29 protein-coding genes and 1 pseudogene are annotated in these 25,991 nt (G+C 69.6%); 15 read left to right on the top strand and 15 right to left on the bottom strand.

Features of this window, described 5'->3' with window-relative positions:
• Positions 1 to 28 precede the first annotated feature (28 nt).
• Positions 29 to 553 (top strand): MarR family winged helix-turn-helix transcriptional regulator, encoded by a 525-nt coding sequence (locus PD653B2_RS25120; RefSeq protein WP_165763527.1) that lies wholly within the window; start codon positions 29 to 31, stop codon positions 551 to 553.
• Between the two features lie 25 nt (positions 554 to 578).
• On the opposite strand, the gene PD653B2_RS17640 is transcribed toward PD653B2_RS25120, so the two are convergent.
• The 5 genes from PD653B2_RS17640 to PD653B2_RS17620 all read right to left on the bottom strand — a co-directional run bounded on the left by PD653B2_RS17640 (position 579) and on the right by PD653B2_RS17620 (position 5,698).
• Positions 579 to 1,715, bottom strand: coding sequence for a Gfo/Idh/MocA family protein (locus PD653B2_RS17640; protein ID WP_085873708.1), 1,137 nt, complete (start codon positions 1,713 to 1,715; stop codon positions 579 to 581).
• Positions 1,716 to 2,723, bottom strand: coding sequence for a Gfo/Idh/MocA family protein (locus tag PD653B2_RS17635; protein ID WP_207559223.1), 1,008 nt, complete (start codon positions 2,721 to 2,723; stop codon positions 1,716 to 1,718).
• The gene (locus PD653B2_RS17630; RefSeq protein ID WP_085873706.1) at positions 2,720 to 3,610 is read right to left on the bottom strand and encodes a ribokinase; all 891 of its coding nucleotides are present in this window, start codon (positions 3,608 to 3,610) and stop codon (positions 2,720 to 2,722) included. Before PD653B2_RS17630 ends, PD653B2_RS17635 begins: the two co-directional genes overlap by 4 nt.
• Positions 3,607 to 4,644 (bottom strand): nucleoside hydrolase, encoded by a 1,038-nt coding sequence (locus PD653B2_RS25390; RefSeq protein ID WP_085873705.1) that lies wholly within the window; start codon positions 4,642 to 4,644, stop codon positions 3,607 to 3,609. Before PD653B2_RS25390 ends, PD653B2_RS17630 begins: the two co-directional genes overlap by 4 nt.
• 79 nt (positions 4,645 to 4,723) lie before the next feature.
• Positions 4,724 to 5,698, bottom strand: a complete 975-nt coding sequence (locus PD653B2_RS17620; RefSeq protein ID WP_165763526.1) for a LacI family DNA-binding transcriptional regulator — start codon at positions 5,696 to 5,698, stop codon at positions 4,724 to 4,726.
• A 303-nt stretch (positions 5,699 to 6,001) separates the two neighbouring features.
• Between PD653B2_RS17620 and PD653B2_RS17615 the strand changes: the two genes are divergently transcribed.
• The 5 genes from PD653B2_RS17615 to PD653B2_RS17595 all read left to right on the top strand — a co-directional run bounded on the left by PD653B2_RS17615 (position 6,002) and on the right by PD653B2_RS17595 (position 12,032).
• Positions 6,002 to 6,946 carry a mycofactocin-coupled SDR family oxidoreductase gene (locus PD653B2_RS17615; protein WP_345775753.1) on the top strand — a complete coding sequence of 315 codons (945 nt, stop codon included), beginning with the start codon at positions 6,002 to 6,004 and terminating at the stop codon, positions 6,944 to 6,946.
• 63 nt (positions 6,947 to 7,009) lie between these two features.
• A complete protein-coding gene (locus PD653B2_RS17610; RefSeq protein WP_085873702.1) occupies positions 7,010 to 8,299 on the top strand; it encodes an ABC transporter substrate-binding protein in 1,290 nt (429 codons plus the stop codon).
• Between the two features lie 71 nt (positions 8,300 to 8,370).
• Complete coding sequence (locus PD653B2_RS17605; RefSeq protein WP_133058858.1) at positions 8,371 to 9,234, top strand: carbohydrate ABC transporter permease; 864 nt, start codon at positions 8,371 to 8,373, stop codon at positions 9,232 to 9,234.
• Positions 9,231 to 10,040, top strand: a complete 810-nt coding sequence (locus PD653B2_RS17600) for a carbohydrate ABC transporter permease (protein ID WP_085873700.1) — start codon at positions 9,231 to 9,233, stop codon at positions 10,038 to 10,040. The genes PD653B2_RS17605 and PD653B2_RS17600 overlap by 4 nt, the downstream gene beginning before the upstream one ends.
• A 48-nt stretch (positions 10,041 to 10,088) precedes the next feature.
• On the top strand, positions 10,089 to 12,032 hold the full coding sequence (locus PD653B2_RS17595) for a glycoside hydrolase family 127 protein (protein WP_085873699.1): 1,944 nt from the start codon (positions 10,089 to 10,091) through the stop codon (positions 12,030 to 12,032).
• Between the two features lie 12 nt (positions 12,033 to 12,044).
• Here PD653B2_RS17595 and PD653B2_RS17590 read toward each other — a convergent pair whose 3' ends face one another.
• Entirely contained in the window at positions 12,045 to 13,481 is a 1,437-nt protein-coding gene (locus PD653B2_RS17590; protein ID WP_085873698.1) for a PLP-dependent aminotransferase family protein, read from the bottom strand.
• A 61-nt stretch (positions 13,482 to 13,542) separates the two neighbouring features.
• Between PD653B2_RS17590 and PD653B2_RS17585 the strand changes: the two genes are divergently transcribed.
• Positions 13,543 to 14,202: a YczE/YyaS/YitT family protein gene (locus tag PD653B2_RS17585; protein WP_085873697.1), complete on the top strand. Its 660-nt coding sequence runs from the start codon at positions 13,543 to 13,545 to the stop codon at positions 14,200 to 14,202.
• Between the two features lie 224 nt (positions 14,203 to 14,426).
• Here the strand turns inward: PD653B2_RS17585 and PD653B2_RS17580 are convergent, their stop codons facing one another.
• Complete coding sequence (locus tag PD653B2_RS17580) at positions 14,427 to 14,993, bottom strand: O-methyltransferase (RefSeq protein WP_085873696.1); 567 nt, start codon at positions 14,991 to 14,993, stop codon at positions 14,427 to 14,429.
• Positions 14,994 to 15,382: 389 nt separating this feature from the next.
• Between PD653B2_RS17580 and PD653B2_RS25115 the strand changes: the two genes are divergently transcribed.
• The 3 genes from PD653B2_RS25115 to PD653B2_RS17570 all read left to right on the top strand — a co-directional run bounded on the left by PD653B2_RS25115 (position 15,383) and on the right by PD653B2_RS17570 (position 17,778).
• Positions 15,383 to 15,520 (top strand): hypothetical protein, encoded by a 138-nt coding sequence (locus PD653B2_RS25115; RefSeq protein WP_165763525.1) that lies wholly within the window; start codon positions 15,383 to 15,385, stop codon positions 15,518 to 15,520.
• Between the two features lie 10 nt (positions 15,521 to 15,530).
• Entirely contained in the window at positions 15,531 to 16,610 is a 1,080-nt protein-coding gene (locus PD653B2_RS17575; RefSeq protein ID WP_085873695.1) for a 3-isopropylmalate dehydrogenase, read from the top strand.
• Positions 16,611 to 16,701: 91 nt separating this feature from the next.
• Complete coding sequence (locus tag PD653B2_RS17570; RefSeq protein ID WP_085873694.1) at positions 16,702 to 17,778, top strand: branched-chain amino acid aminotransferase; 1,077 nt, start codon at positions 16,702 to 16,704, stop codon at positions 17,776 to 17,778.
• On the opposite strand, the gene PD653B2_RS17565 is transcribed toward PD653B2_RS17570, so the two are convergent.
• Entirely contained in the window at positions 17,775 to 18,104 is a 330-nt protein-coding gene (locus PD653B2_RS17565) for an ArsR/SmtB family transcription factor (protein WP_085873693.1), read from the bottom strand. The two genes, PD653B2_RS17570 and PD653B2_RS17565, sit on opposite strands and share 4 nt — an antisense overlap.
• Before the next feature lie 2 nt (positions 18,105 to 18,106).
• Positions 18,107 to 18,742, bottom strand: a complete 636-nt coding sequence (locus PD653B2_RS17560) for an SRPBCC family protein (protein ID WP_085873692.1) — start codon at positions 18,740 to 18,742, stop codon at positions 18,107 to 18,109.
• A gap of 103 nt (positions 18,743 to 18,845) precedes the next feature.
• Between PD653B2_RS17560 and PD653B2_RS17555 the strand changes: the two genes are divergently transcribed.
• Complete coding sequence (locus PD653B2_RS17555; RefSeq protein WP_085873691.1) at positions 18,846 to 19,904, top strand: ABC transporter substrate-binding protein; 1,059 nt, start codon at positions 18,846 to 18,848, stop codon at positions 19,902 to 19,904.
• A 16-nt stretch (positions 19,905 to 19,920) separates the two neighbouring features.
• Entirely contained in the window at positions 19,921 to 20,832 is a 912-nt protein-coding gene (locus tag PD653B2_RS17550) for an MBL fold metallo-hydrolase (RefSeq protein WP_085873690.1), read from the top strand.
• Between the two features lie 4 nt (positions 20,833 to 20,836).
• Here the strand turns inward: PD653B2_RS17550 and PD653B2_RS17545 are convergent, their stop codons facing one another.
• Positions 20,837 to 21,541 (bottom strand): lysoplasmalogenase, encoded by a 705-nt coding sequence (locus PD653B2_RS17545; protein ID WP_165763524.1) that lies wholly within the window; start codon positions 21,539 to 21,541, stop codon positions 20,837 to 20,839.
• A gap of 78 nt (positions 21,542 to 21,619) precedes the next feature.
• On the opposite strand from PD653B2_RS17545, the pseudogene arr reads away from it, so the two are divergent.
• A pseudogene (gene arr / locus PD653B2_RS25740) lies at positions 21,620 to 22,012 on the top strand (NAD(+)--rifampin ADP-ribosyltransferase); the annotation flags it as partial.
• Positions 22,013 to 22,067: 55 nt separating this feature from the next.
• Positions 22,068 to 22,592, top strand: a complete 525-nt coding sequence (locus tag PD653B2_RS17535) for a GNAT family N-acetyltransferase (RefSeq protein ID WP_207559222.1) — start codon at positions 22,068 to 22,070, stop codon at positions 22,590 to 22,592.
• A 107-nt stretch (positions 22,593 to 22,699) separates the two neighbouring features.
• Here the strand turns inward: PD653B2_RS17535 and PD653B2_RS17530 are convergent, their stop codons facing one another.
• Together PD653B2_RS17530 and PD653B2_RS17525 are read right to left on the bottom strand one after the other, a co-directional pair.
• The gene (locus PD653B2_RS17530) at positions 22,700 to 23,050 is read right to left on the bottom strand and encodes a hypothetical protein (RefSeq protein WP_085873688.1); all 351 of its coding nucleotides are present in this window, start codon (positions 23,048 to 23,050) and stop codon (positions 22,700 to 22,702) included.
• A gap of 82 nt (positions 23,051 to 23,132) precedes the next feature.
• Entirely contained in the window at positions 23,133 to 23,585 is a 453-nt protein-coding gene (locus PD653B2_RS17525) for an HIT family protein (RefSeq protein ID WP_085873687.1), read from the bottom strand.
• A 161-nt stretch (positions 23,586 to 23,746) separates the two neighbouring features.
• On the opposite strand from PD653B2_RS17525, the gene PD653B2_RS17520 reads away from it, so the two are divergent.
• Entirely contained in the window at positions 23,747 to 24,172 is a 426-nt protein-coding gene (locus tag PD653B2_RS17520) for a DUF4262 domain-containing protein (protein ID WP_085873686.1), read from the top strand.
• 84 nt (positions 24,173 to 24,256) lie between these two features.
• Here the strand turns inward: PD653B2_RS17520 and PD653B2_RS17515 are convergent, their stop codons facing one another.
• The 3 genes from PD653B2_RS17515 to PD653B2_RS25385 all read right to left on the bottom strand — a co-directional run.
• On the bottom strand, positions 24,257 to 25,174 hold the full coding sequence (locus tag PD653B2_RS17515) for a tyrosine-type recombinase/integrase (protein ID WP_085873685.1): 918 nt from the start codon (positions 25,172 to 25,174) through the stop codon (positions 24,257 to 24,259).
• Positions 25,175 to 25,339: 165 nt separating this feature from the next.
• Positions 25,340 to 25,714 carry a hypothetical protein gene (locus PD653B2_RS17510; protein WP_085873684.1) on the bottom strand — a complete coding sequence of 125 codons (375 nt, stop codon included), beginning with the start codon at positions 25,712 to 25,714 and terminating at the stop codon, positions 25,340 to 25,342.
• 95 nt (positions 25,715 to 25,809) lie between these two features.
• Positions 25,810 to 25,991 (bottom strand): hypothetical protein (locus PD653B2_RS25385; RefSeq protein ID WP_207559221.1); only part of this gene is annotated, 182 nt, incomplete at its 5' end.

Genomic DNA, 25,991 nt, shown 5'->3' with positions numbered 1-25,991 from the left:
ACCGGGGCCACGGATCGGGAGGACACGGATGGACCAGGACGCAGACGGCATGCCCGCCGGCGACGACGTCGTGGACCGGATGCAGCGCGAGTGGGCCCGGCTGCGCCCGGACCTGAGCTTCACGAGCCTCGGGGTGATCCACCGGCTGCTGCGCGCTGCCCGGCTCGTCCTCGAGGCCAGCGACGCCTTCCTCGCCGGCTACGGGCTGACCCGCGGTGAGCTGGACGTGCTGTCTGCCCTGCGCCGTTCGGACGAACCCCTGAGCCCGACATCGCTGGCCCAGACGCTGTTGGCCCCCCGCTCCGCGATCACCATGCGGCTGAACGCCCTCCAGGCTCGGGGGCTGCTGAGCCGGTCGACGAACCCGGCCGACGGCCGCTCGTCCCTGGTGGTCCTCACCGACGCCGGGGTCGCGCTCGTGGACGACGTGGTCCCCGCGCAGCTCGCCTTCGAAGACGCGCTGCTCGCCGAAGCCCCGGCCGGGGACATCGAGGGCCTCGCCGGCCGGCTGCGCGCGCTGACCTCGGCCTGGGAGCAGCGACGCAGCCCCTAGCCGGCTCCAGCGGAGCGACGGCCGGCTAGTCGAAGGTCGGGACCGACATCGTGGTGCCGCCTGCGATCGCCGACCGGTGGGCCGTGAGGCCGGCCGCCGTCCAGCGCGCCGCCGTCTGTGCGTCCACCAGCGACGGCCTGTCCTCCACGATGGAGCGGATGAACTCGTGGACGAGGTGGGGGTGCGACCCCCCGTGTCCGCTGCCCTGGGCCACCGACAGGTGTCCGTCCGCGCCGTAGACACCCTCGCGGGTGAACCTCGCGAGGCTGGGAGGGAGCAGGTCGCCGGTCTCGGGTGCCTTCAGGCGGGTCACCGTGATCGGGCGGTGCCGCGTGTGCTCCGGGTCGCCCATGGCGAAGAGCAGTGGGGTCTCGTCCTCCTCCAGCTGGCTCCACTCGAAGCCGCCGCGGTCGCCGTACAGGTCGAAGGACTCGGTGTACGGCCGCGCCACGCGCGACAGCGACCGGGTCACCTCGAGGGCGGCGTCATGCCCGTGCAGGCGGAAGATCGCCGTCTCCGCAGGGTAGGGGTTGCCGTACCTCGACTCCTCGGCCGGGTCCAACCGGCCCGAGCCGAAGCAGTGCACCTCGACCGCATGGGTGTCGAGCAGGGCCAGCAAGGGCGCGACGGCATGGGTCCCGTACCACATCGGGGGGAGTCCCTCCCAGTACGGCGGCCACCCGGACATGTCCTGGTAGTGCGCACCGCGAGCGAAGGTGATGCTGCCCAGCTCGCCCCGGGCGACGAGCCCCTTGACGTGGAGGAACTCGCGGGTGAAGACCGCCGTCTCCATCATCATGTACGTGAGGCCGGTCGACCGCTCGAGGGCGATGATCTCGCTGAGGTCCCGCTCGTCGACCGCCATCGGGACCGTCGAGGCGCAGTGCTTGCCGGCCCGGAGCGTCGCGATGCTCTGGAGGCCGTGCTCGGTGAGCGGCGTGACCAGGTGCACGGCGTCCACCTCGTCGTCATCGAGGACCGCCTCGAGCGAGGGATAGACCCGGTCGGCACCGTAGGTCGCGGCGAGCCGGTCGGCCCGCTCGGCGTCGACGTCACACAGACCCACCGTGGCCACGTCGGGGTGGACGCGGTAGATCGGGACGAACTCGGCGCCGAAGCCGAGGCCGACGACGACAACGTTCAGACGCTGGGGGGATGCCACTCAGCTCACTCCTCTGTCCGGGTTCTCACTCGGGAACCTCAATCCGATGGCGGTGCGGATGCCGTCCAGCGTCTCCATCACCGCCACTGTCTCTGCTGTCGGGCGTTGGGTGCTCTCGAGCAGGCCCTCCTCGATGCATCGGCGTGCCTCGGCCGCCTCGACGTGGAGCCCCACGCCGGGCACCGGTCGTTCGAAGAGCTCGGTCTCACCGGTCTCGCCCGTCAGCTCGAGCCGGTTCGGCCGGTACCAGACGGCCGGGATCTCCACCCGGCCGCGAGTGCCGGACACCGCCGCCCGGTTGGAGGTGTCCGCGCCGATGGTGGCAGTGAGCACCGCCTGGGCATCGCCGTACTCGAGCACGACCGAGGTCTGACGGTCGACGCCCGTGGACGTCATCACGGCTTGCGCGGTGATCCGCGTCGGCTTCCCGCCGAAGGCGAGCACAGCAAGCGAGACGGGGTACACGCCGAAGTCGAGGAGGGCGCCGCCGCCCAGCGACGGCTCATAGAGACGGGCCGCCAGCGCCGACGGCAGGTTCAGCCCGTGGTCCGCGGTCACGAGCCGCACGTCGCCGAGGGCTCCGGTGCCGAGCAGCTCGCGCAGTCGCCCGATGTGGGGCAGGTGCCAGGACCACATGGCCTCCATCAGGAACACCCCTGCCGCCCGGGCGGCGTCGACCAGGCCGACGGCCTGGGCCGCGTCGAGCGTGAAGGGCTTCTCGATGAGCACGTGCTTGCCGGCCGCGATGGCACCGTGCCCGAGCGCGGCGTGCGTGGCGGGCGGGGTGGCGACGTACACGATGTCGACCTGATCGTCGGCGAACAGGTCGTCGTGCGAGCCGTGGCAGCGCGGGACGCCCAGGCGATCGCCGAAGGCGCGAGCGCTCTCCTGGGAGCGGGACGCGACCGCGGTGACCACGGAGCCCGGTTCGTGGCGCAGGTCCTCCACGAACAGTGAGGCGATCGTGCCCGTGCCCAGGACCCCCCACCGCAGCGGGCGCGCGCTCACGGATGTGCCCCGTGCCAGGTCGTCGCCTCGGAGCCGGCTGCGGTCGCCGAGGCCAGAGCCTGGTCCGCGCTCCGGCCGGCGAGGAGGTCGGCGGCGAGCGTGCCGGCGAAGGCGTCACCGGCGCCCGTGGTGTCGGCGACCGCGACCCGCGGGGCGGGCGCCGTCAGGTAGCGCTGGTGGTCGCGCCACACCGCGCCCCCAGCACCCCAGGTCACCACCACCGACTGGGCTCCCAGGCCCAGCAGGTCGGAGCTGAGCTGTCGCAGGTCGTCCGACCCGGCCACGTCGCGCTCGTCGTCCCCGAGCAGGCGGAGCGCCTCTCGTGCGTTCACCACGAGGGGGTCACAGAGCCGGAGGAGGTCCTGGGGGAGCTCGGTGACGGGGCTGGCGTTGAGGATCACCCGGACTCCCTGATCCGCGGCGATGGTCGCCGCCGCGAGAACCGTCGCCAACGGCACCTCGAGCTGGCAGAGGAGGACGCTGCCCGGGGGGAGCGCCCGCAGTGGTGCGAGGCAGTCCGAGTCCAGTGCTCCATTGCTGCCCGGCAGCACCACGATGGCGTTCTCGCCGTCCTCGGTCACGGTGATGAAGGCGCTACCGGTGGACTGCTCCGGCAGCGTCCGCACGTGCGTCGCGTCCACGCCGTACCGCGTCAGCGCCTCGCGTAGCTCCGCGCCGTCCCGGTCGTCCCCGACCCCACCGATCATCGTGGTCGGCGCACCTGCTCGGGAGGCCGCCACCGCCTGGTTGAGTCCCTTGCCTCCGGCGGAACGTCTCACGGACGCGCTGAGCACCGTCTCTCCGGGCTCCGGCCGGCGCTCGAGTCCCACCACGGTGTCCATGTTGAGCGAGCCGAGGACCACGACCCGGGGCTGGGGACCGGTCACGGGACGGACGGCTGCTCGGCGGCAAGCAGACGCTGCATGAAGAGGGTGGTGAAGGCGTCGACGTCGGTGTCCACGGCCACCTCGGCGTTCGCGGGCGGCGCCGGGGCGAGGGCCAGGGAACGGTCCACGACGACGAGGCCCCGCGCCAGGCCGTCGGCGCATTCGACGTCGACTCGCGCGGGCTCCCACGTCAGGATCTCGCGGCCGAGGAGGGCGGCGACCGTCAGCGGGTCGTGCAGGAAGCAGCCGTCAGCGTGCTCGGGCCGGTTCGGCCACGCCTGGTGGAGGAAGTCGATCCACTGCTCCGCGCAGTCGGCGACCCACGTGGCGAAGGCGGACCCGTGGGCGCGCAGCGTACGGACGTGGTCGCGGGTCATGCGCACCCGAGAGGTCTGGTCGATCCCGACGGTGCGGATCTTCGCGCCACTGTCGAGGACCCGCTGCAGTGCCTCGGGGTCGACGAAGGCGTTGAAGTCACCCACCGTCGTCACGTTGTGGGCGTAGTTGGTCGCTGAGCCGACCATCAGGACGAACTCGCGCGCCGCCTGGGCGATGCGAGGCTCGAGCGCCAGGGCCAGGGCGACGTTGGTCATCGGCCCGATCGCCACCACGGTGATCTCACCCGGGTTCGCCATCACGGTCTCGACGATGTAGTTCGCCGCGTGGAGCCGCTCCGGAGTACGAGTCGTGTGGGGGAGCTCGACCCGGGCGGACGCCAGGTGCGGAGCGTAGAGCTCGTGGACGTCGTCGACGTTCTTGACCAGGGGCCGGTCGGCCCCGGCGTAGACGCCGACGTCCTCTCGCCCGAGGCGCTCCAGGAGGTACAGCGCGCACTGCACGCCCGTCTCCAGCTTCGAGTTGCCGTTGACGATGGTGATGCCCTCGACGGAGATCTCCGGAGAGGTCAGGGCCAGGGCGATGGCCAGACCGTCATCGATGTCGGCGTTCGGAACGCCGAGAGCCGGGTCGGTGTCGATGATGATGCGGAAAGGGCCCTCGGGGCGCTCAGCATCCTGCCCTGCACGTTCTTCCATGGTGGGTCTGTTCTCCTCGTTCGCGTATGACGTCAGGTCGGTGGTGCCAGTTCGGGTCCAGAGAGAGCAACGGTGCGGGTCATGCGGTGTCGCGGACCACGAGACTGTGCTCGATCAGCACGGTCTGTCGGGCCCCCAGGCGCCCGGCTCCCAGGCGGTTGAGCAGCAGTCGGCCCGCCACGCGGCCCAGCTCCCGGTAGGGGATGCGGATCGTCGTCAGCTGCGGGGACACCAGGGACGCGACCTCGATGTCGTCGTTGCCGATGATGGCGAAGTCGTCGGGGATGCGCAGCCCGGCGGCCCGGGTGGCGTCGATGGCGCCGATGGCCATGAGGTCGTTGGCCACGTAGACGGCGCTCGGCCGCTCCGGGAGTGCGAGTAGCCGGCTGGTCGCGGCGCGCCCGCTGTCGCGCGTCCAGTCGCCCTCGACGACCACCTCGTCCGACGTGGGGAGGCCCAGGCGGCGGCACGCGGCGTGGAACCCGGCCAGCCGCTGCTGGGCGACATCGGATGCGGCCGGGCCCGCGATGGTCGCGATGTGTCGGTGACCTCGCTCGAAGAGGTACTGGACGGCGTCGACGGCCATGCGGTGGTCGTCGCCCGAGACGATGTCGATGCCGGCGCCGGACAGCTGGTGACCGATCCCGATCACCGGGATGTTGGCGACGTGCAGCCGCTCGAACTCCTCGCTGCGCAGCGCGAAGGCGGAGATGACGACGGCGTCGACGCCGCGACGGGTGAACTCGGTGAGGAGCGCCAGCTCACGCCCGCGCTCCGAGTCCGAACCCGCGACGAACGTCAGGTAGCCGTCGGTCATCACGGTCTCCTGCAGCCCGGCCGCCACGCCGGTGAAGAACGGGTTGGTCAGGTCGGACACGATGAGCGCGACGGTGTGGGAGCGCTTCGAGCGCAGCGCCTGCGCCGCCCCGTTGGGCTGGTAGTCGAGCTCCGAGATGGCGCGGTTGACCCGGCGACGCGTGGCCGTCGAGACCGGCCGCTTGCCGGTCAGGACGTTGGACACCGTCGCCTTGCTGACGCCGGCCCGCTCCGCCACGGCTCCGATGGTCGCGAGCCGAGGAGGGCTTCCTCGGTCTTCGGACTCTGTCACTCCCCGCCTCGTTCACTCGACGTGCAAACCGTTTCAATAAACCGTGGCCTATCCGGGCCCTCACGTCAACACAGAAGACGGCCCCGATTTCCGTCCGCGCACCCCGACCTCAACCGCCTCTGAGGCGCTGAGTCCAGGGTGAGTAGCGGTTTCCGGAAGATGACGGCCAGGTTGAAAAGTTGTTGCGAAGTGCTTGACGAACACTCCGCTGGACAGGCAGATTGCGTGTGAACCGATTTATACCGATCGGTGAAACACGTGGCCGCAGGGTGCGGGCCGGGATGCGCGGACGAGCTACCTGCTGGTCCGAGTCCCGGAGAGCGTCAGGAAAGGGCGGGGTCCGAGTTGGCCAGGTTCGAGGGCAAGAAAGTGTTCATCACCGGGGCCGCGCGCGGTCAGGGTCGCTCGCACGCGCTTGCATTCGCACGCGAGGGCGCAGACATCATCGCCGTGGACGTGCCTGCAGAGGTCGCCACGTCGCCGTACGCCATGGCCTCCGAGGAGGACCTCCAGGAGACGGTCCGCCTCGTGGAGGAGTGCGGAGCGCGCATCGTGGCGCAGCAGGCCGACGTCCGGTCGCAGGAGGACCTGGACGCCGCAGTGACGGCGGGCCTCGCTGCCTTCGGGCACATCGACGTGGTCGTCGCCAACGCGGGCATCTACTCGGCCGCCCCCGCCTGGGAGCAGACGGAGCAGCAGTGGACCGAGATGGTGGACATCAACCTCAACGGTGTGTGGAGGACCGCGAAGGCCGCGATCCCGTCGATGATCGACGCCGGTCGCGGGGGCTCGATCATCTTGACCAGCTCGAACCTGGGCCTCGTGGGAGCGCTGAACTCCAGCTCGTACGTCTCCTCGAAGCACGGAGTCGTCGGTCTGATGCGCGCGCTCGCGAACGATCTCGGTCGGTACCGGATCCGGGTCAACACCGTGAACCCGACCAACGTCCCGACCGACATGATCATGAACCCCACCCTTTTGAAGATCTTCCGGCCCGACCTCGACGACCCGAAGCCGGCCGACGTGGTGGACGCACTCTCAGCAGGGCACCTGCTCCCCGTTCCGTGGGTGGAGCCCGAGGACATCAGCAGCGCAGTGCTCTGGCTGGCGTCCGACGAGTCGCGGTTCGTCACCGGCACGACCCTCCAGGTCGACGCAGGGGCGGTTGGACAGCTCGGGAATGTGCGCCAGTAGCACCAGCACCACGGTCCACGTCCAGTGGGTCGCCTTCGTAGAGGTGAGAAAAGGGAGATTCCAATGATCCGCAAGCTGTGGATCCCGATCGTCGCGATGGCCATGTTGCTCTCGGCCTGCGGCTCGGGTTCCGACGACGACCAGGCGGCGGACGGCAGCATCCGCGTCCACATCTGGTCCAACTTCGTCCCCGACATCCCGCGCGGCAAGGTGCTCGACGAGCTCATTGCCGAGTTCAACAAGGAGCACAAGGGGGAGATCGAAGTCGTCTCGGACCCCGAGCCCGATTGGCTCACGCTCCAGCAGAAGATCCGTTCCTCGATCTCTGCCGGAGACGCGCCCGACGTGTTCCTGTACAACTTCAACCCGAACGACATGTCGCGGGAGTCCTCGGGCCAGCTCATGGACCTGACGCCGTACATGGATGCGGACCCGGAGTGGAAGGCCCGTTTCAAGCCGGAGCAGCTCGAGGCGATCCAGTCCGACGGCAACCTCGGCGGTATCCCGAGCGACCAGTCCCCGGTGCTGTTCTACTACCACAAGGACCTGTTCGAGAAGGCCGGCATCACCGAGTTCCCCCAGACCTGGGACGAGTTCACCGCTGCGGCCGACAAGCTCAAGGCCAGCGGCGTGGCGCCGATCGCACTGTTCACCGGTGACGACGCCTGGTACTCGATGAACGCCTTCAGCTACTACGCGATGAGCGTGGGCGGCCCCGACGCCTGGCTGCCGGGCACCGACCTGGACTCCGACGCGGTCGTCGAAGGCGCCCGCTTCACGCAGAAGCTCTTCGAGGACTACACGACGCCGGACGCCGTGGGCTCCAACTACTCCGTGGCGGTGCAGAACTTCCTCTCGAAGAAGGCTGCGATGGTCGTCGACGGACCGTGGCTCATCGGTCCGATCCAGGAGCAGGTCGACTCGCCGTGCGACGTCGGTGTCGCTGTCGCCCCGACCATGGGTGACGGGACCGTCGAGCCGGGCACCAACCTCACCGACTCCATCAACACCTGGGGAGTCGGGAAGCAGGACAGCCAGGAGAAGGCGGACGCCGTCGTCGAGTGGCTCAAGTTCATGACGTCGCAGGACAACGCGGTGAAGTTCTCGATCGAGGGCCAGTACCCGCAGGCGCTCAACACCGAGTTCTCGGACGAGGACCTCGCGAAGACGTCGTGCCAGATGGCGTCGGTCCTGGAGATCCAGGCCGACGCGCCGGCCTCCGTCGTGCAGCTGCAGCGGTCGATCACCGCCCCTGCCCAGGAGAAGGTGAACGGCATGCTCGAGCAGTTGGCGCTGGGGGACATGACGCCCGAGGACTTCGCCTCGCAGCTCCAGGCAGCCAACCAACCCTGAGAAATCGATGAGTCCGGCTGGTGACCCGCCCGCAAGGGCGGGTCACCAGCTGCTCAGAGGAGACGACTTGCGTGAGCAACCGTAGACACGCCTACTTGTACCTGGCTCCAGGTGCCGCACTGGTGACCCTGTTCCTGGTGGGACCGATGGTCGCGCTGATCTACCTGGGCATGACGCGTTGGGTCGGCGTCGGCACGCCGGAGTTCGTGGGTTTCGCAAACTACCGGCAGCTGGTGGAGGACCCCTCGTTCCGTCAGGCGGTGGGGAACACCATCAAGTGGGCCGCCGTGGGCGTCTTCATCCACACCCCGCTCTGCCTGCTGGTTGCGTTGATCCTGGCTCGTCAGCCCCGGTTCTGGAAGTTCTTCCGCACGGTCTTCTTCCTCCCGAGCGTCATCTCGACCACGGCGATCGCGTTCCTCTGGTACTTCATCCTCCACGTGGATCTCGGCATGCTGAACAAGACCCTCGAGGTGGTCGGACTCGGTTCGCTCACCCGGGCGTGGCTCTTCGACCCGAGCACTGCTCTCATCTCGACCCAGCTTCCGTTCATCATCTACATCGGCTTCGGGATGGTGCTGTTGATGACGCAGATCTCCACCATCCCCGCGGAGGTGTACGAGGCGGCCGTCCTGGACGGCGCCTCCACCCTGCGCCAGGAGCTCTCCATCACCATCCCGCTGATCAGGAGAGGCATCGCCTTGCAGTGTCTGTTCGTGATCGCCTACGCGCTGCGCGCGTTCGAGTACCCGTTCATCATGACCAGCGGTGGTCCGGGTGATCGCACGACCAACCTCTCGTTCTACATCTACCGCCAGATGATGACCGCCAACCAGTACGGGCTGGCAGCTGCTGCCGGCGTGGTGACTCTCGTCCTCGGCGCCGCGATGGTCGCGGCGGTCTTCGTATTCCTCAACAGAGCGGAGCGGGCATGATTGGCCGGCTGTTCCGATGGGTCGTGCTCATCGGCTTCACTGTTGTCACGATCGTCCCGTTCCTCTGGCTGGTGATGTCGTCGTTCAAGACGAACGCCGAGATCTTCGCCGGCCCCTTCGAGCTGCCGTCCAAGTGGTCGCTCGACAACTACACGAGCGCGCTCGACGCGCACCCCATCTTGGTGTTCCTCCGGAACAGCTTCGTGATCGCGGCCTTCTCCGCCCTGGTCACCATCGCGGCGTCGCTCCTCGCGTCGTACGCCCTGCTCCACAAGTTCGTGCTCAGCAGGTTGGCGTACCTCTACCTGATGTTCGGCATCCTGCTTCCGGTCAACGCCTTCATCACGCCGATCTTCTTCCTGGTGCGCTGGTCCGGGCTCTACAACTCGGTGTGGGGCGTGGGTCTGGTCTACGCCGGGATCTTCTTCCCCACCGGCTTCCTGATCATCAAGGTGTACGTCGACACCATCCCGCACGAGCTGCTCGAGGCGGCGCGCATCGACGGCGCGTCCTACCACGCCATCTTCCGGCGCATCGTGGTGCCGCTGAGCGTCCCGGGCGTCGTCACCGCCGGCATCTTCTTGATGATGCTGGCCTGGAACGAGCTGCTGTTCGCCAGCATCCTCACCCAGGACGAGAGCTCACAGACGGTCCAGGTCGGAGTCCGCTACTTCCTGACGACCTACGCCGCGCAGTACCCCCAGGCCTTTGCCGCCACGGTCATGGCGATCGTGCCGCCGGTGCTGGTCTACGTCTTCTTGAGCAACCGCGTCATTGCCGGCATGACCGCCGGCAGCGTGAAGTGACCTCCGCCTTCAGCCACTGAACTCCTAGAGGAAGCACGTTCTATCACCATGCCCATGCGACATGTCCCGGTCTCTCTCACGCGATCCTCGATCGAGGACCACTTCTGGTCTCCGAAGATCCAGCAGATGCGCGAGGTGACGCTCCCGGTCCAGCACGCCATGCTGCAGGAGACCGGGCGGTTCGACGCGCTGCGCCTCCAGTGGAAGCCCGGTGACGACCAGCCGCATCCCTTCTGGGAGAGCGATGTCGCGAAGTGGATCGAGGCAGCGAGCTACGTCCTGGCCAAGCACCACGATCCGGACCTCGAGTCCAAGGTGGACGCCGCCATCGACCTGCTGGCGGGAGCGCAGCAGCCCGACGGCTACCTGAACGTGTTCTTCACGGTCGTCAAGCCGGGCGAGCGCTGGACCGACCTGCTCGACGCGCACGAGCTCTACGGGGCCGGGCACCTCATCGAGGCCGGCGTCGCGCACCATGCGGCGACGGGGAAGCGCACCCTCCTCGAGATCGTGATGCGGTACGCCGACCACATCGCCTCCGTGTTCGGACGTGGCCCGGGACAGAAGCGGGGGTACTGCGGACACGAGGAGATCGAGCTCGCCCTGGTGCGCCTCTACCGGGCGACCGGTGTCTCGCGCTACCTGGAGCTGGCCACCTACTTCGTCGACGAGCGGGGCCAGCAGCCGTTCTACTTCGACCTGGAGGACGCCGAGCGTCCCTCGCCGAGCTACTTCGCCGACGAGTGGCGCTTCGCCACCCGGGCCGAGGAGGTGCAGCTCTTCCGCGAGTACAACCAGGCCCATGCGCCCGTGCGGGAGCAGGCGGATCCGGTGGGGCACGCGGTCCGGGCGATGTACCTCTACAGCGCGATGGCGGACCTGGCGGGCGAGAACGACGACGCGTCGCTCCTCGAGGCGTGTGAGCGTCTCTGGTCCCGGCTGACGGGGCGTCGGATGTACGTCACCGGTGGGCTGGGTTCGTCGGCGCTCCTCGAGGGCTTCACCGAGGACTACGACCTTCCGGACGAGACGGCGTACGCCGAGACCTGTGCTGCGATCGGCCTGGTGTTCTGGGCGCACCGGATGCTGATGCTCCGCCGCAAGAGCTCCTACGGAGACATCCTCGAGCGGGCGCTGTACAACGGCGTGCTGAGCGGGATCTCGCTGGACGGGCGGTCGTTCTTCTACGACAACCCGCTGGCGAGCAAGGGCGCGGCCCACCGCCACGAGTGGTTCGGCGTCGCCTGCTGCCCGCCGAACCTGGCTCGCCTCCTCACCTCGCTCTCCTCCTACGTGTACTCGCACGGCGACGACGGCGTGGCCGTGCACCTCTACGTCTCGGGGACAGGTGCCTTCGAGGTAGGGGGAACCGAGGTCACGATCCGCCAGGAGACGAGCTACCCCTGGGACGGGTCGGTGAAGCTGTCGCTGGCGATGGGCGCGCCGGCCGAGTTCCCGCTCGCCGTGCGGCTGCCCGGGTGGTGCGACCGCCCGTCGCTCTCCGTGAACGGACACGAGGTGGACCTCGCGTCGGTCACCGTCGACGGCTACGCGGTGCTGGACCGGGCCTGGAACGACGGTGACGAGGTGACGCTCGACCTGCCGATGCCGGCGGTGCTCGTGCGCGCCCACCCGCTCGTGTCGGCCGCGTCGGGTCGCGGCGCCCTCATGAGGGGGCCGCTGGTCTACTGCGTCGAACAGGTGGACGTGGGCGTCGACCCGCTGCAGGTCGTCCTCGCGTCGGAGGTCACCTCCGCGACGACGGGGGTGGACGAATCGCTCGGCGGTGCGGTGACGGTCTGCGTGCCCGGGCACACGACATCGCTGGTCGGCTGGGAGGACGAGCTGTACCGGTCCGACGGTGGACCGGTGCTCGAGGAGGCGGAGATCGTGGCCGTCCCCTACCACCTCTGGGCCAATCGTGGCGACGGGGCGATGCGGGTGTGGCTCAGGTCGGCATCGTCGACCGGCGAGGCGAGCCGGTCGGCCTAGGCGCCCTGGCCCTCACGCCACCATCACCCGCCCGGAAGGGGCGCCCCGCCCCGGCGGCCGGTCGCGTACGGCGGACCACGCGTCGGCGAGCCGGCGGACCACCTCGACCAGCTCGTCGGTGGGCCGGGTCCAGGGGACCCGGACGAAGCGGTCGAGCCCGCCCTCCGCGGCGAACACCGGACCCGGCGCCACGATGAGCCCGCGTCGCTCGGCCTCGGCCGCGACGGCGGTGCCGTGCGGGCCGGGCAGCTGGCACCAGAGCGCCAGGCCGCCGGTCGGCACCCGGAAGCGCCAGTCGGGCAGGTCGTCGCCGATGGCCGCGACCAGGGCGTCGCGCTGCTCGCGCAGCCGCTCGCGGTGCGCCGTCAGGAGTGCGTCGGGTCCGGCCAGCAGGCGCAGCAGCACCAGCTGCTCCAGCACCGGGGCGCCGAGGTCCATGCTGACCCGCGCCCGGGTGAGGCGGTCGAGCTGACCGTGCGGCGCGCGGATCCAGCCGAGCCGCAGGCCGCCCCAGAAGCTCTTGCTCGCGCTGCCGATCGTGATCGTGTCGGGGGCGAACGCCGCGAACGGCCGCGGCATCACCTGCCCCTCGAGCGCCAGAGCCTGGTGGGCCTCGTCGACGATCGCGACGGTGTGGGCGCGGCGCAGGTGGGCGGCGTACTCCTCGCGCTGCGCGTCGGTCATCAGGTGGCCGGTCGGGTTCTGGAAGTCGGGGATCAGGTACGCCAGCCGCGGCGACGTCTGGCGCAGTGTCGCGCCGACCGCGTCGAGGTCCCAGCCCTCGGGGTCGACGGGCGACGGGGTGAGCCGCGCGCCGCCCTGCCGCAGCGCGTCGGTGGCGTTCGGGTAGACCGGGGACTCGACGAGCACCCGGTCGCCGGCCCGCGTGAACGCCTGGGCGACGATCGACGCTGCGGACAGCGCGCCCGCGGTCACCATGATCTGGTCGGGGTCGGTCGGCAGCCCTCGCTCGTCGTACCCCCGCGCGATGGCCTGCTGCAGCTGCGGGAGGCCGGTGGGGAAGTAGCCGTGCCCGCCGAGGTACGCCGGCAGGTCGGCGGCCGCGTCGACGTAGGCCTTGGCCAGCCCGGCCGGGGCCGAGTGTGCGGCGCAGTTGAGGTCGATCGCGTCGTGGTCGCCGGGGCGGGGGAGGAGCGCGCGGTCGTGGGCCCGGGCCCGGCCGCCCGGGACCCGGGTGAAGGTGCCGGACCCGCGCCGGGCGACGGCGTACCCGGCGTCGCGCAGCTCGGCGTAGGCCCGGGTGACGGTGGTGCGCGAGACGCCCAGGACCTCGGTGAGCTCGCGCTCGCTCGGCAGCCGGGTGTCGAGGGCGATCCGGCCGTCGCCGATCAGGAGGGTGAGCGCGTCGGCGAGGCCGGCGTACGCCGGGGAGCGGTCGAAGTCGCCCACGAGGGTGGCCACCCGGCCGGCGCTGATGAGGGAGGACATGCAGGCCACCCTTCCACGATTGGCTATTCAGGAGAAGGCCAATCTCCGCCAGGATGGGCCCGTGACCACGACCGCCACCGCCCGCCCGGGCCTGACCGACCTCGGCCCGATCGCGCAGTTCCGCGCCGGACGGCTCGCTCGTCGCCTGCCGCAGCTGTACGTCGGCCTCGTCCTGTACGGCGTCTCGCTGGGCCTGATGATCCGCGGCGACCTCGGCCTGGCGCCCTGGGACGTGCTCCACTCCGGGCTCACCCACCACCTGCCGATCACCATCGGCCAGGCGGTCGTGCTGATGAGCTTCGTGGTGCTGATCGGATGGATCCCGCTGCGCGAGATGCCGGGCATCGGCACCATCTCCAACGCCCTGGTCGTCGGCTTCGCGGCCGACGCCACGCTGGCGCTGCTGGACCGGCCCGACCTGCTGGTGCTCCGCATCGCGCTGATGCTCGGCGGCGTGGCGCTCTGCGCCCTGGCGACCGCGCTCTACATCGGGGCGCAGTTCGGCCGCGGCCCGCGGGACGGGCTGATGACCGGTCTGGCCCGGCGTACCGGGCTCTCGCTGCGGCTGGTGCGCACCGGCCTCGAGGTGAGCGTGGTGCTGATCGGCCTGCTCCTCGGCGGCACGCTCGGCATCGGGACGGTCCTCTTCGCGCTGGCGATCGGCCCGCTCACCCAGCTCTGGCTGCCCTTCTGGACCATCGACGCCACGGTGCAGGGCTGAGGGCTCGACGTCGGGAGGTTTCGAGGCTCAGGCGCCAGAGCGCCTTCGCACCTCAACCACCGAGACGGGGGTTGACGTGTGAGGAGCGCCAGCGACGAGCCTCGAAACCACCCAGACGGTGGTTGAGGTGTGAGGAGCGCCAGCGACGAGCCTCGAAACCACCCAGACGGTGGTTGAGGTGTGAGGAGCGCCAGCGACGAGCCTCGAAACCACCCGAGCCGCCGTCAGCGCTTGGTGGCGACGATCGCGGACGCGTCGGGGGCGACCATCACCTCGACGGCGGTGAAGCGCTCGTCGGTGAGCCACTGCTCGCGCAGGGTGTCGACCCGGCCGTAGGTGATCGGCGGCCAGATCTCGCACGGCGTGAAGTCGTCGAGCACCACGATCCCGCCCGCCTCCACCAGGTCGGCGACCGAGTCGACGCTGACCTCGGTCGGCTCGCCCGAGTCGAGGAAGAGGAGCGAGAACGGGCCCTTGTCGAGCAGCGTCGACCAGTCCGCGGAGAGCACCTCGACCTGCGGGTCGTCCTCGAAGATCTCGGCCGCGGCGTCGGCCAGCTTGGCGTCGAGCTCGGCGGTGATGATCCGGGCGTCGCCGCGGACACCGGAGCGCAGCCACGCCGTCCCCACCCCGCAGCCGGTGCCGAACTCGGCCATCGTGCCGCCGCGGGTGGCGGCCAGGGTGGCCAGCAGGCGGCCGGTCTCGTTGCGGCAGAACGACGCGTAGCCGGCCTTCCGGGAGACGGCGAACGCGCGGGACACCACGTCGGGCAGCTCGGGTGGGGCGCTCATGCGTGGGAGTCTTTCATTCCGGGACGGCCGTCTCGCATACCGAACACTCCGTGGAATGTCGTGGCCGTACGGCGCGAGGTGGCCTACGGTTGCGTCACCATGCGGAGCATTTTCGTACTCATCGAGTGCCGCGGCGAGGCCTGTTAAGAGAGGCCACCTCGTCGCGGTGTTCGGCGTTGCGGTCTCTCGGCACATCTCAATCGAAGATGTCTCCGTTGTGAGATCGCCCAGCCAGCACCGCGCGATCCGCACTCTGGATGGTTTCTCCCTCTCGTGCGACCCATGAGTCGACTGTTCTCGCACGGAGTCTCTTCGTTTCAGGTGTGTCGAGCCGAATGGCAGTCCGACACCCAGCCCACGAAACACGAGACTCAGAGAGAGCGATTCCGATGTACGACATGTACCCCGAGTGGGGACCCGCCAGCCACCACCCCGACAACCCGCGCAGCCACGAGAACGTGATCGCGGCCCTGCAGGAGTCGCTCGACCTGCGGGACAACGGCGGCCAGCGCCCCGACGACAACTAGCGTTGCTGCCATGAGCGACTCGAACCCGACCACCAGCACCGGCACGCTGAAGCTCGCCGTCATCCCCGGCGACGGCATCGGCCAGGAGGTGACCGCCGAGGCCCTCAAGGTGCTCGAGGTCGCGGCACCTGCCGGCGTGAAGTTCGAGCCGACCCGCTACGACCTCGGCGCCGAGCGCTACCTCGCCACCGGCGAGGTGCTGCCCGACTCCGTGCTCAGCGAGATCCGCGAGCACGACGCCATCCTCCTCGGTGCGGTGGGCGGCAAGCCCAACGACCCGAACCTGCCCCCGGGCATCCTCGAGCGCGGGCTGCTGCTGCGGCTGCGCTTCGAGCTCGACCACTACGTCAACCTGCGACCGTCCCGCATCTTCCCGGGGGTGGTCTCACCGCTGGCAGACCCTGGCGAGGTCGACTTCGTGGTCGTCCGCGAGGGCACCGAGGGGCCCTACACCGGCAACGGCGGCGCCCTGCGCGTCGGCACTCCGCAGGAGGTCGCGACCGAGGTCTCGGTCAATACCGCCTTCGGTGTCGAGCGCGTCGTCCGCGACGCCTTCGCCCGGGCCCAGCGCCGACCGCGCCAGAAGCTCACCCTGGTCCACAAGACCAACGTGCTCGTGAACGCCGGCTCCGTCTGGTGGCGGCTCTTCCAGCAGGTCGCCGCGGAGTACCCCGACGTCACGACCGACTACATGCACATCGACGCGGCCATGATCTTCATGACGACCGACCCGTCCCGCTTCGACGTGATCGTCACCGACAACCTCTTCGGCGACATCATCACCGACCTCGCCGCCGCCATCACCGGCGGCATCGGGCTCGCGGCGTCCGGCAACGTGAACCCGGACCGCACCGCGCCCAGCATGTTCGAGCCGGTCCACGGCTCTGCGCCCGACATCGCGGGCCAGCAGAAGGCCGACCCGACGGCAGCCATCCTGTCCGTCGCGCTCCTGCTCGACCACCTCGGACACCCCGACGCCGCCGCGGCGGTCGAGGCCGCCGCCATCGCGGACCTGGCCGACCGCCGGCCCGGTACCACCCGCCGTACGGCGGAGGTCGGCGACGCCATCGCCGCCCGAGTAGGCAGCTGACGCCCCCTCGTCGGCTCCCACCGACGGCCGGGCCCACATTGGGGTGCCCGGCCGGCGGCATTTCGTAGGAAGGCCTACTAAGTTGTCCCCCATGGAGATCAGCACCACCCCGTCCACCACCGTCGTCGACGACACCCGCCTCGCCGAGATCCTCGCGAACCCGGGCTTCGGCAACCACTTCACCGACCACATGTTCACCGTCGAGTGGACCCCCGACGCGGGCTGGCACGACGCCCGCATCGAGCCGTACGGCCCGCTCACCCTCGACCCGGCCACGGCGGTCCTGCACTACGCGCAGGAGACCTTCGAGGGCATGAAGGCCTACCGCCATCAGGACGGGTCGATCTGGTCGTTCCGGCCGGAGGAGAACGCCGCCCGCATGGTGCGCTCGAGCCACCGGCTCGCGCTCCCGGTGCTCGACGTCGACGACTTCGTGCAGGCGGTCGACGCGCTGGTGACCGTCGACCAGCGATGGGTGCCGGACCCGGCGGGGGAGAAGAGCCTCTACGTGAGGCCGTTCATGATCGCCACCGAGAAGTTCCTCGGCGTCCGCCCGTCGCAGCACGTCACCTTCATGGTCATCGCGAGCCCGGCCGGCGCCTACTTCAAGGGCGGCGTGAAGCCGGTGACGCTCTGGCTCACCGAGGAGTACACCCGCGCCGGGCGCGGCGGCATGGGTGCGGCCAAGACCGGCGGCAACTACGCCAGCTCGCTGGTCGCGCAGCAGGAGGCCACCAGCCACGGCTGCGACCAGGTCGTCTTCCTCGACGGCCAGGAGGGCAAGTACATCGAAGAGCTCGGCGGCATGAACATGTACTTCGTCTACGACGACGGCCGCATCGTCACGCCCGCGACCGGCACCATCCTCGAGGGCATCACCCGGGCCAGCATCATCGAGCTCGCCGGCAAGCTCGGCCACCAGGTCGAGGAGCGCAAGATCTCCATCGACGAGTGGCGCGACGGCGTCACCAGCGGCGCGATCACCGAGATCTTCGCCTGCGGCACCGCCGCGGTCGTCACCCCGGTCGGCGCCCTGAAGTGGGCCGGCGGCGAGGTGCCCTGCGCGGCCGAGGCCGGCGAGGTGACCATGCAGCTGCGCAAGGCGCTCGTCGACATCCAGTACGGCCGCGCCGAGGACACGTTCGGCTGGATGCACCGCATCGTCTAGGGCCGAGTCGTACGGCGTCCTCTGTTGATCTCGGTCTCGAGGGCGTCGAGGCGCTGCTCCCAGAAGCCACGGAAGCGCGCCAGCCAGGCGTCGACCTCCGCCATCGGGCCGGCGTCGATTGCGTAGAGCCGGCGCGGGCCCTCGGCCCGCACGGTCGCGAAGCCGCTCTCGCGCAGCACCCGCAGCTGCATCGACACGGCCGGCTGGCCGATGCCGAACTCGGCGGAGATCACGTCGACGACCTCGCCCGAGGCATGCTCGCCGGTCGCGAGGAGCTCGAGGATCCGGCGCCGCACCGGGTCGCCGAGGACGTCGAACGCCTGCACCCTCAGTCCTCGGGCGGGGCCTCGGGTGCCCCGGTGTACGCAGCCGTGCAGCGCGCGCCGGCGGCCCGTGCGGCGTCCGGGTCGGTGCCGGCGGCGATGCTGGCCTCCGCCCACGCCGCGCTGCTGCGCGTCAGGTAGTCGCCCAGGTCCGGGAGGTCGTCGCGCGGCGCCGGTCCGGCCGGGTCCGCGAGGTGCTCGGCGAGTCCCATCAGGCCCATCTCCCAGCCGATCCCGACCGCACCGGGGCCGTACTGCTCCCACATCGCCGGGTCGACCGGTGCGGAGTGGTCGAGCTGGAGCAGCGTGCCGCCGTCGGTCGGGCGCAGGCTGACGTCCACCCAGCTGACCTGGTCGCCGTCCTCCCACGTCAGGGCGAGTCGCTCGGGCGGGTCGCAGGCGAGCACCTCGCCGCCGGCGTTGCCCTCGAGCTGGTAGCGGCCGCCCGGCTCGAGGTCGCCGGTGACCGGCGTCATCCACGTCGAGATCCGCTCGGCGGTCGTCAGCGCGTCCCACACCTCCTCGAGCGTGGCGTCGAAGGTCCGCTCGACGGTGAGGAGCCGCAGCTCCTGGCCGTCGCGCGTGGTCGTCGAGAGGGCTCGGCGCACCTGGCCGAGGTGGTCGGCGGGGGAGGTCTTCATGGCCATCATCGTCGTATCAATGCTGCTGATATCAACCCGGGTGGACGACAGGGACGAGCGATGTAGATAAGGTTAGGCTCACCTAACTAACCCAAGGAGCACGATGAACCCCACCCGCCGCCGCTTCCTCGCCGGCCTCTCCGTCCTGGCCGTCGCCCCGGTCCTCGCCGCGTGCGGGTCGGGCAGCGACTCGACCGCGACGCCCTCGTCCGGCGGTTCGTCCGGTGGCGGCACCTCGGAGGAGGCCGCCTTCCCGGCGACGATCACCCACAAGTTCGGCGAGACCACGGTCGAGGCCGCTCCGACGCGGGTCGTCTGCGTCGGGCTCACCGAGCAGGACGCCCTGATGGCGCTGGGGATCGTGCCGGTCGGCGTCACGTACTGGTTCGGCGACAAGGAGCTCCAGGGCGTCTACCCGTGGGCGCAGGACAAGCTCGGTGATGCGGCGCTGCCGACGGTCCTGGACTCCACGAACGGCATCGACATCGAGCAGGTCGCCGCGCTGGCGCCCGACCTCATCATCGGGCAGTACGCCGGCATCACCGGCAAGGAGTACGAGCTCCTGTCGAAGATCGCGCCGACCGTCGCGCAGTCCGGCGACTACGCCGACTACGGCATGCCCTGGGACGAGATGGCGCTCAACATCGCCACCGCGGTCGGCCGGCCCGAGGCCATGCGGGCCATCATCGACGGCGTCAACGGGCAGGTCGCCCAGGCCGCCGCCGACCACCCCGAGTTCCAGGGCCAGACCGCCGCCGTGGTCACGCCGTACGAGGGCCTCTTCCTCTACGGCCCCGAGGACCCGCGCTCGCGGATGCTCCAGGACCTCGGCTTCGACCTGCACCCGCTTATCACCGACGCCGACGACAGCGAGTTCGGCGTCTCGCTGAGCTCCGAGCGCACCGCCGACCTCGGCGACATCGGCGTCGCGGTCTGGCTGGATCTGGCGGCCGACCAGCAGGTCGAGCAGATCTTCGACAAGACGAAGGCCCACGACGAGGGTCGGTGGGTCGACATCAGCGACGCGGACGGCAGCTACTACGTCGCGCACAGCTTCGTGACGCCGCTGAGCATCCCGTACCTCCTCGAGCGCTACGTGCCGCAGCTCGCCGCGGCCGCCGACGGCGACCCGAAGACGGAGCCGCCGGTCGTCACCGGCTGACCGGTAGCGTGCGCGCATGCGTCTCAAGCTCGGCCGGCCCGACCTGGGTCGGTACGCCGACCGCTTCGACGTACCGGCCGCCACCGGCGCTCTCGGCGTCACGTTCCTCGGTGTCGCGAGCCTGCTGATCGACGACGGCGAGACCGCGCTGATGACCGACGGCTTCTTCTCCCGGCCGTCGCTGGCGAAGGTCGCGCTCGCCAGGATCGCGCCCGACCCGGCGCGCATCGACGCCGTGCTGACCCGGGCCGGCGTCGACCGGCTGGCCGCGGTGCTCCCGGTGCACACGCACTTCGACCACGCCATGGACTCGGCGGTCGTCGCGGAGCGGACCGGCGCCGACCTGGTCGGCGGCGCGTCGACGGCGTACGTCGGTCGCGGGCACGGACTGCCCGACGACCGGATCCGGGTGGTCACGCCCGGCGAGCCGCTGACGTACGGCGGGTTCACGCTGACGCTCGTCGAGTCGCACCACTGCCCGCCGGACCGGTTCCCGGGCGAGATCACCGAGCCCGTCGTGCCGCCGGTGAAGGCCGGCGCCTACAAGTGCGGCGAGGCCTGGTCGATCCTGGTCGAGCACGTGAGCGGGGCGACTGCGCTGCTGCAGGGCAGCGCCGGCTTCGTCGAGGGGTCGCTGGCCGGGCGGCGCGCCGACGTGGCCTATCTCGGGGTCGGCCAGCTCGGCGTGCAGAGCGAGGACTACCTCCGCACCTACTGGGCCGAGACGGTCGAGGCCGTCGGTGCCCGCCGGGTGGTGCTGACCCACTGGGACGACTTCTTCCGCCCGCTCGACCGCGACCTGCGCGCGCTGCCCTACGCCGGCGACGACCTCGACGTCACGATGCGGGTGCTCGACGAGCTCGCCACGAGCTCGGGAGTGACCGTGCACCTCCCGACGGTGTGGCGGCGCGAGGACCCCTGGCGGTAGCGGGTCAGGTCGCGCTCGCCACTCCCGCGGCGATCAGGCCCTGGGCCGCCGTGTAGGTCGCCATGACGACCGACTCGACGACAGGCCGGGGCTCGGTGAGCAGGAACTTCTGGACCGCGAGCACGCTGTCGGAGACGAGGAACAGCGCGGTGCCGACCTGGAGCGTCCGGCGCGCCCCCCGCGGCAACGCGGGGTCGAGCATGCGTGAGCTCGCGAACATCCCCGCCAGGATCGTGGCGTACGCCGCCACCGGCGCCCGGAGGGCCGGGTCCTGCCGCCCGGCCGCGATACTCATCAGGGGAGTGGCGGTCAGCCACAGGCCGAGCGCGACCTCGAGGCCTGCGGTGTCGTAGTCCTCGGGCTCGCCGCGCACCGACAAGAACGCGGCGAGGTAGGCGACGTGCGCCCCGAAGAACGACCCGACGCCGGTGAGGAACGACCGCTCGCTGGTGCCGAGCAGTGCCACGTCACCACCCCAGGAGAACGCCTGGGCCGCGGCCGTCCCGGTGCGGAGCCGGCCGGTGCCGGCGCGCGCTCCACTGCCCCGGGTGCCGTCGAGGAAGGCGGTCGCCAGTGCCGGCATCAACGCCGGCTTGAGCACGTACCTCAGCCGCCGGGCCGTGGCGCTGCTCCTCCCGGCCGCCACGCTGTCGGTGATCGCGAGGGCGGCGTACGCAGCGCTGGGCAGCACGGTCCTGGCTCGGGGCATGCCGCTCATCCTGGGGCCTCCCGGCAGCGCCCGCCAGCGCTCCACTCCGGCAGGCTCCGGTCCACGTAGGCTGGGGCGGTGAGTGAGGTGCTGGACGAGGGGCCGTTCTTCCACGGCACGAAGGCCGATCTGCAGGTGGGCGACCTCCTCACGGCGGGCTTCCCGTCGAACTACCGGCCCGAGATCCTGATGAACCACATCTACTTCACGGCGCTGCGCGATGGCGCCGGACTCGCCGCCGAGCTCGCGGCGGGTGACGGTGCCCCGCGCGTGTACGTCGTCGAGCCGACCGGGGCGTACGAGAACGACCCGAACGTGACCGACAAGAAGTTCCCCGGCAACCCCACCCGGTCCTACCGCAGCCGTGACCCCCTGCGGGTCGTGGGCGAGGTCGACGACTGGACCCGACTGCGCCCGAGGCGCTCCAGGCGTGGCGCGACCGGCTGGCCACGATCCTCGCGGACGAGCGCGGCGAGATCATCAACTGAACGGCGAGTCCGTGGCCGCGGCGTGGGACCATCCAGCGGTGGACCTCCACGAGCTGAGGACCGCGCGGCTGCGGTTGACCCGGCCCACGGCGACCGATGCGGCGGGCGTGTTCGCGATCCTCGGGGACCCGCGCACGGTCGAGCACAACCCGTCCGACCGGCTCGAGGATCACGGCGAGGCGGCCGAGCTGGTGGCCCGGTGGGTCCGCCACTGGGAGGAGCACGGCTTCGGCTACTGGTGTGTGCGCGAGTCCGGCTCGGATCGCATCATCGGGTACGCCGGCGTGAAGTGGATGCAGATCCACGAACGACCGGTGCTGAACCTGGTCTACCGCTTCGTGCCCGAGGTGTGGGGACGCGGCTTCGCCACCGAGGCCGCCTCCGCCGTGGTGTCGAGGGCCTTGCACGAGATGCCGGCCGAGTCCGTAGTGGCACGGGTGCGACCCGACAACCTGGCCAGCCAGAACGTGGCGGTGAAGGTCGGACTGCAACGCGACGCCACGATGGACTGCCAGGGCGAGGATGGCCTCGACTGGGCCTTCACGAGCCCGGAGATCCATTGAACGCGTGTCCGCGCTGCGGACATGCGGAAGGCTGTTGTACGCGCCCCACTGGCGGCGACATGGAACTCATCGCGGCAGAAGCGGACGCTTCTCAAGCGCGATGCCTGTTACTCGCCTTGGGCCCAAGCGGCGACGGGCAAGGAGAGGTACACCCCAACAGCGTTCGTTCCGGCGGCTTCGACCACCGCATCACGGAGCCGGTCGCACCGCTCCTGACCTGAATCGGCACGACTAGCGAACCACTTCGAACGAACCTCGACCACGACGTCGAGATCGCCGGAATCGTAGAGACCTCGTGGGCGGAATCGAACGTCCACGTCACCTGGCTGAAGCATGCCGTCGTACGGCTCTTCAGGACATTTGACAGCAAGCGAGACGGCGTGCGGGAGGACTTCGGCGAGGGTCCGCAACCTTGCCGCCGCAATCTGAGGGTCGTGGGTGACCTCAACGATGGGCATGGGGTGACGTTAGTTCCTCGCAAGGAGGAGGTGGTCGGCACGACCGATTCGCGGCAGATCCGGACGAAACGAAGCGCCGTCCTCAACTCATCGCTGAGATGGAGTTTCTGATCGCCTGCGCTTCCCTGTCGAGCGACGACCTTTCGCGTTCCACCGGGTCGGGCACGATGGTCCAGCCGTCTCCCGCGTACCGAGGGATGACGTGGAGATGGAAGTGGAAGACCGTCTGGAAGGCGGCTTCGCCGTCACAGACGAGGAAGTTGATCCCGTCGCAAAGCAGGGTTGATCGCCGGAGGGCCAGCGACAGGTCGTGACCGACTGACCAAACGTGAGCGCTCGTCTCTCCGTCCAGGTCTTCGAGGCCGACTGCATGCTTGCGAGGCACGACAACAAGGTGGCCAGGCACGACGGGGTACAGGTCCATGAAGGCCACTGCAATGTCGTCCTCGTACACCACGCTTGCTTCGGCCCGTCCGGCCGCGATGTCGCAGAAGATGCACTCTTGTCGGGTCGCCTGTGCCGCATCCGCCGTCATGCTCGCGATACTCCCAGCCCACCCAGATGGGTGCTACCGAGTTGCGCGAATACCCGCTCATCGGCATGACAGCTCAGATTCATCTGAGTAGAAGGCACAGAACCTTCCTGTCATGCCGATGAGCGTGCACCTCAGCGACCTCGCTCGCCTAAGGTCGACCCGTGGACCCGATAGACGATCTGCGGACGAAGATCGACACCTTCGGGTGGGCCGTCAGGAACGTCTCTGACGCCGACCCAGCAAGATGCCTGTCCTACACCGTCGGCCTGACTGCCTACGGGCACCCTGAGGTCGTTATGACGGGGCTTCCGCCAGAGGCTGGACATGCGTTCTTGAACATCGTCGGGGAAATCGTCGTTCGTGAAGGCGGACGGTTCACCGCTGGTGAGACGACAACGGAACTCGCAGATGGTCCAGCGATGCCAGTGATCGCAGTTGCCGACACGTCCGACCTCACAGCCGTGGAGGCGATCTACGGCGGCGTCCACGCCCTCCAGATCGTGTGGACGGATTCCAATGGCCGACTTCCATGGGAGCCCGGCTACGCCAATTCGCCCGGCTCTCAGCGGCTACTCGGGTCGCACTGATTCCCGCTGCAGCATCCGCTCATGCCGCGTTGAGGGCGGCGGCGCTTGCCCGGATCGGCGGTGCTGGTGTCGTTCGGCCCTCGTCTATGTCCCGGATGCCATGTAGGCGGCGAGGATGTAGTTGGGGTGTCGGTCGAGGTTCTTGCGTGCTCGGTCGTAGCGCATCGTGGTTCGGGGGTCGGCGTGGCGGGCGGCGATCTGGACGTCGCGGAGTGGGACGCCGGCGTCGAGCATCGTGGTGACGTAGGTGTGGCGCAGCATGTGTGGGTGCATTCGTGGCAGTCGGATGCCGGCTGTGGAAGCGAGAGCGCGCAGGCGTCTGGTGGCCGCGTGCCTGTCCATCCGGTTGCCGGTGTGGCTGAGCAGGATCGCTCCGTCGGATCGGTCGGCGACGGCACGGTCGATCGCGCGAGCCACGGCTGGCGGGAGAGGGGTCAGGACGACTTTGTCGCCCTTGCCGTGGACGCGGAGCACCCGATGACCATGGCTGTCTCCGAGGTTGGTGATGTCGCTGCCCGTTGCTTCGAAGATGCGGAGTCCAAGGAGCCCCAGCATCGTCACGAGGGCGAAATCGAACGGATTGGTCGACTCGTGGGCACTGGTGAGGATGGCTTCGAACTGCAGGTGACTGAGTCCGAGTGTTGGTGATTCGGGCGGGACGTGGGGTCGTCGGACGTAGTCGGCGGGTGAGTGTTCAAGGACGCCGTCAATGACGCAGGTTCGATAGAAGCCCACCAGGACGGAGAGTCTTCTAGACACCGTCGATGGCTTGTAGTGCTGGACTTCCTGCATCCATCGCACGTAGAGCTCGACTTGGGGTCGGGTGGCGGCGAGCGGTGGGACGTTCCGGTGCAGGGACCAGGTGATGAAGCTTCGGAGATCGGAGTGAACGTGCTCGCGCGATTGGCCTTTGTAGCGGGCGAGGTGGGCAGCAATCGCGAGACGAAGTAGTGGGTCGTCGTGTGGGTCGGTGGGGAACAGGAGTTTGGTCGTAGTAGTCATCACTCGAATGCGCCACACGACCGCGGCCCGCGCAAGCCGGGTAGAAGCAGTCGCAGCAATCCTCAACGCGGCAGATCCGGACGCTAGCGGGCGCGCATCAACCCACTGGTCTGCGGCGGAGCGCCAAAACCGGAGCGACGGTTCGTGGTTGAGGTGCGTTGGCAGTCAGGTTGTTTCGTCGGGGCGATCCGGGTCGACGAGGAAGTCCAGTACAAGGCCACCGATGAACAGGCCGCCAAGGCTGGCGCCGAGTCCCAGGAAGACCAGCGGGTCAATCGCCTCGGAGTCCCCTCGCAGCGTCCACAACAGCCACGCCTCCACTAGGGCCAGGCTGGCGAACAACCCCACGGGGGCGAAGAAGCCCACGCGCCGTGTCCTCCGGTAGGCGATGACACTCACGAGCAGGCCCGCTACACCAGCACACAGCCCTGACCATTCCCAGTTGAGGATGATCAGACCGAGCGCTCCGAGGACAAGGATGCTCGCCAGCAACCCTGTGACGGCGGCGAGCCCAATGCTGGTACGGGTGTCGCGAAGCACTCGCTCAGGCTAGTCATGGTTCGACGACCGCACATCGGCAGATCTGCGCACACCTCGCGGCAGATGAGTGCGCTCCTCAGGCTGGTGCACGCGCTTCAATCGCTGGGATAGGCGAACACCGCGCCCTCGGCTCCGGTGTCACGCATGCAGCGAAGCACCGTCTGGTTGTCGAGACTCTCCATGTCCCGGATGTTGTCCGGAGAGTAGAAGCCACCGCCACCAGTGAACTCCTCGCCGACAGGTACTGCGGAGGAAGGGGACTGCTGAAGGTCTGGTT

The sequence above is a fragment of the Nocardioides sp. PD653-B2 genome (assembly GCF_002117935.1).
Taxonomy (GTDB): domain Bacteria; phylum Actinomycetota; class Actinomycetes; order Propionibacteriales; family Nocardioidaceae; genus Nocardioides.
Note: the sequence above shows the minus strand (reverse complement) of the source record. Positions and strands in the feature narration are given on the sequence as shown.